The 4450-nt window shown below is 54.4% G+C and carries 5 protein-coding genes; all 5 read left to right on the top strand.

Annotated features, from left to right (window positions below):
• Positions 1 to 121: 121 nt before the first annotated feature.
• From AC2VLY_RS15235 to AC2VLY_RS15215, 5 genes are read left to right on the top strand one after another with little or no spacing between them, the layout of a single operon-like run.
• Complete coding sequence (locus AC2VLY_RS15235) at positions 122 to 724, top strand: glutathione S-transferase N-terminal domain-containing protein (protein WP_193651232.1); 603 nt, start codon at positions 122 to 124, stop codon at positions 722 to 724.
• Positions 725 to 729: 5 nt separating this feature from the next.
• Entirely contained in the window at positions 730 to 1500 is a 771-nt protein-coding gene (gene xth, locus AC2VLY_RS15230) for an exodeoxyribonuclease III (protein ID WP_486892198.1), read from the top strand.
• Positions 1497 to 2513 carry a ferrochelatase gene (gene hemH / locus AC2VLY_RS15225; protein WP_300250055.1) on the top strand — a complete coding sequence of 339 codons (1017 nt, stop codon included), beginning with the start codon at positions 1497 to 1499 and terminating at the stop codon, positions 2511 to 2513. Before xth ends, hemH begins: the two co-directional genes overlap by 4 nt.
• A gap of 55 nt (positions 2514 to 2568) precedes the next feature.
• Positions 2569 to 3051, top strand: coding sequence for an FKBP-type peptidyl-prolyl cis-trans isomerase (locus tag AC2VLY_RS15220; RefSeq protein ID WP_193651234.1), 483 nt, complete (start codon positions 2569 to 2571; stop codon positions 3049 to 3051).
• Positions 3052 to 3107: 56 nt separating this feature from the next.
• Positions 3108 to 4241 (top strand): anhydro-N-acetylmuramic acid kinase, encoded by a 1134-nt coding sequence (locus AC2VLY_RS15215; protein ID WP_486922568.1) that lies wholly within the window; start codon positions 3108 to 3110, stop codon positions 4239 to 4241.
• Positions 4242 to 4450: the final 209 nt, after the last annotated feature.

Below are 4450 nucleotides of genomic sequence, written 5' to 3'. Positions count from 1 at the left end.
ATCTGCCGCATTACCGGCATGAAAATGATGTTGGTAGTTCATGATTCCTGGGCTTGGCTAGGGATGATAATTTAAGTCATGATAACAGAGTCAACGCTGGCCTACCCATAAGGAGAAAAAGATGCGCCTGTTCGCTACCGAAACCAGCCCCTATGCCCGCAAGGTTCGTATGGTGCTATTGGAAAAAAACATCCCCTGCGAAGTCGAGTGGGTCAATTTGCGGACTCAGGACCATGCTGCCCTCACCCACAATCCGCTGGGCAAAATCCCCGTACTGCTGCGTAGTGATGGTTCGGCGGTTTATGATTCTGCTGTGATTGTTCAGTATCTGGAGGTGTTGCGTCCGGATCCGGCGATTGTTCCCAAAGATCCAGAAGCGCGTATTGAAGCCCTGCGTGTGGAAGCACTGGCCAGCGGCATCATGGATACGACCATTGCCTGGGTTCTGGAACAACGTCACGCGGCTGATTGTCAGGATCTGAACATGTTGCAGCGCGCGCGTGGCAAGGTGACTACGGCGCTGGCCATGCTTCAGGAGGAAACCAGGGTGTGGAAAGACGCGGCATCTGCGCCAGTATTGAATCTGTCACAAATTGCGACGGTAGCTGCAGTGGGTTATGTGGATCTGCGGGCTCCGGACTTTCTGGTCCAGTTTCCCGATTTGTTGGCCTGGATGCACAGTATGCGTTTACGGCCCAGTGTTAATGCGACACTACCGCAGTAATGTCCATGAAAGTGGCCAGCTGGAATGTCAATTCACTGAAGGTGCGGCTTCCGCAAGTGCTCGAGTGGTTGCAGGAAAAATCTCCGGATGTGCTGTGTCTGCAGGAAACCAAGCTCACCGATGAAAAATTTCCCGTTGCCGAACTGGCTGAAGCGGGTTATCACGCACTATATCATGGGCAGCCTACCTATAACGGCGTGGCGATACTCAGTCGCAGCGTACCGGAAGATGGGCGCTGCGATTGGCCAGATGGAAGCGACGGTCAGGCGCGGCTTTGCGCGGGCACTTTCGCGGGCACCCGGGTGGTAAATGTGTATGTGCCCAACGGCCAGTCATTGGAAAGTGACAAATATCCCTACAAGCTACAGTGGCTGGAGCGTCTGCGAGCTTTGATTGCAAAGGAATTGCAGCAGTGGCCCCGACTGCTGCTCGTCGGAGATTTTAATATTGCACCCGATGACCGGGATGTTTATGACCTGGTCGCCTGGGGTGAAGATGTCCTGTGCTCTCCCCCCGAACGGGCAGCCCTGACGGCCCTGCTGAATCTTGGGCTGCAGGATAGCTGGCGTCACCAACATGGTGATCTTCAGGAATGGAGTTGGTGGGATTATCGGGCGGCAGGATTCCGCCGTAATCGCGGGTTGCGGATTGATTTGATTCTGGCCTCCAACGCCTTGATGGCGGAGGTTCAGGATGTAGCCATCGATCGGAATGCACGGGCTGCTGAACGACCTTCAGATCACGCGCCGGTTTTGATTCAACTGCAGGAGGAATGATGATTGGTGTTCTGCTGGTCAATCTGGGTACGCCTGAGGCTCCTACAGCGGCAGCCGTACGCCGTTATCTGCGTGAGTTCCTCAGTGATCGGCGGGTGGTGGAATTACCCCGGATTATCTGGTGGCCCATATTAAATGGTCCGATTCTGACTTTCCGTCCGGCGCGTTCGGCGCGCAATTATGCCAGCATCTGGATGCCCGAAGGGTCTCCTTTAATGGTATATAGTCAGCGTCTTGCGGATGGCTTACAGCAGTATTGTGATACCCATTTTCCCGGACAGTTACGCATAGAACTGGCCATGCGCTATGGAAAGCCGTCGTTACAGCAGAAAATGGCAGAACTGCGCCAATCGGGTTGCGAAAAAATACTGGTGGTGCCGCTCTATCCCCAATATGCCGCTGCTACTACGGCCTCCATATTCGACAAGGTCGCCGATGTGTTGCGCGGTATGCGGGATATTCCCGAATTACGCATGCTCCGGGACTGGCATGCCCACCCTGCCTATATTCATGCGCTGGCAGAAAGTGTCCGTCACTGGTGGCAGGAAAACGGTCGCGCTGAAAAGTTACTCATTTCCTTTCATGGCCTGCCACAGCGGTCCATTCAGTTGGGTGATCCTTATCGTCAGCAGTGCGAAACCACCACGGCACTTTTGGTGCAGGAGTTGGGCCTGAATCAGGGCGAATGGGTTCAGACCTTCCAGAGTCGTTTTGGCGCGGCTAAATGGCTTGAGCCTTATACGGATAAAACCCTGATGGGTCTGGCCCGGCAGGGGATTCGGGAAATGGATGTCCTCTGCCCCGGATTTTCGGCGGATTGTGTGGAGACCCTCCAGGAAATTGCGCTGGAGGGCAAAGAAACTTTTTTGAATGCTGGCGGAAAAACTTTGCGATATATTCCGGCACTTAATGAAAATCCTATGTGGATCAAGGCATTCAGTGAGATTCTTGCGCCTTCCTGGCAGTTTTGGGAGGCCCCGGAAAATTTTGCCGTTTCTGCCCAGTCAAGCTAGAATTCTCACTGAAATCAGTCTTTATCCTCCAGCCCTCATCTATAGGACGCCCAATATGATCATCAGCAACGACAAAGTAGTCACCATCGACTATTCCCTCACCGATGAAGAGGGAGAGCTGATTGACAGCTCTGTAGGTGAAGAACCACTTATTTATCTGCACGGACACCACGGAATCATTCCCGGATTGGAGCAGGCTCTGGCCGGGCATCGCGCGGGAGACAAGGTTGAAGTATCCATTCCGCCCGAAGAAGGTTATGGCGACTGGGATGAGGATCTGGTGGAAGTGGTTGCCAAGGAAGATTTTGATGATCCGGAAGATCTCGAAATCGGGACGCAGTTTGAAACCGAGACGGACGAAGGTGCCCGTCTGGCCACGGTGATTGATATTGAAGGCGATGATGTGACCGTAGATTTGAATCATCCACTGGCCGGAATGACGCTGAATTTTGATGTCACGGTACTGGATGTACGTGATGCGACAGCAGAAGAACTGGCTCACGGTCACGTACATGGTGAGCACGGTCACGAACATTGAGGGAGGCTGTTCGCAGCAGGAACAATTTCTGAATCCTGTAGTGAAGCGGTAACGGCTTGCGCGGTTTGGGTTTGATGTCCGGAACCAGTGCCGATGGCGTTGATGCAGCGGTGCTGGATTTCGATGTTGCTCCTGCACAGGGTTATGCCGGTTTAATCAGCCAGCCTTTTGCCGCGCCCTTGCGCAAAATGGTGCTTGCCGCCAATGGCCTCCTCAGTGTCGAGCAGATGGCCGTACTGGATCGGCAACTGGGGGCCTGTTATGCGGAGGTGGCACAGACTGCCATCAGTAAACTGGGGCCGGTGGATTTTATTGCCCTGCATGGCCAGACCATTCGGCATCAGCCGCGTGCTGTTCCCGGTTTTACCCTGCAGATCGGTTCAGCCGCCGATGTAGCTATCGCTACGGGTCTGACGGTGGTCCATGATTTTCGGCGAGCAGATGTTGCCGCTGGTGGTGAGGGCGCACCACTGGTTCCCCCATTTCATCAGCGCCTGTTTCAGGCACAGCAGCCACGTCTGGTCCTGAATCTGGGCGGTATGGCAAATTTAACCTGGATCCCTGGCGGTGATGACTCCCGGGCTTTGCAGGCCTTCGATACCGGGCCCGGGAATGTATTGATTGATGCTGCGGTCCGGATTCTGAGCGGAGGCGAAGCCTGTTGCGATCTGGACGGCAAATTGGCAGCGGCAGGTAAAGTTCAGGCGTTGTCCCTCGCCCAATGGCTGAAACACCCCTATTTCCGGCAATCTCCACCCAAAAGTACCGGTCGGGAAAGTTTTGATGATCGGCTGGTCCATCAATGGTGGAATGACTGGAAATATTCGGGGGCGGATTTTGTTGCTACGTTAACGGCATTGACGGCCATAACGGTGGCAGATGCCCTGCGAAAATGGACACCGGATGCAAAAGACTTGCTGGTGTTTGGCGGCGGCGCTGAAAATCCAACGCTGATGCGGGAATTGCAGTCGGCTTTACCTGAGTTGCAGGTACATCATGGTGCAGAACAAAGCGGGATTCCCAGTCAGGCGCTTGAGGCTTTGGCTTTTGCCTGGTTGGGTGAACAATGCTTGCGAGGAAAAGCACTAGCCTATGGTCAGGTGACGGGAGTCCGGGAAGCCGTGGTCTTGGGCAATATTCTGCCGGGCAGGAACTGGGCGGAATTATTATCTCGACTGGCCCACGCTTAATATCTGGTTCTGTCATCTAAAAAACGGCAGAGGGTCGGGAGGCTTTTTGCTCCAACGCCCCTTGCCTGTTGTTCTAAGGCTCATCCTGCTGTCAGGAGAGAACTCGCCCCATGGGCTCAAACAGCTCTCCTGATGGGCGCAGGATTTCGCCAAGAACAACAACGGCGCGGGACAAAGTCGCGGCAAAGCCTCCCGACCCTCTGCCGTTT

This window comes from Acidithiobacillus sp. TH-A36 (assembly GCF_057473445.1).
This window is presented reverse-complemented; position numbering and strand designations above follow the sequence as displayed.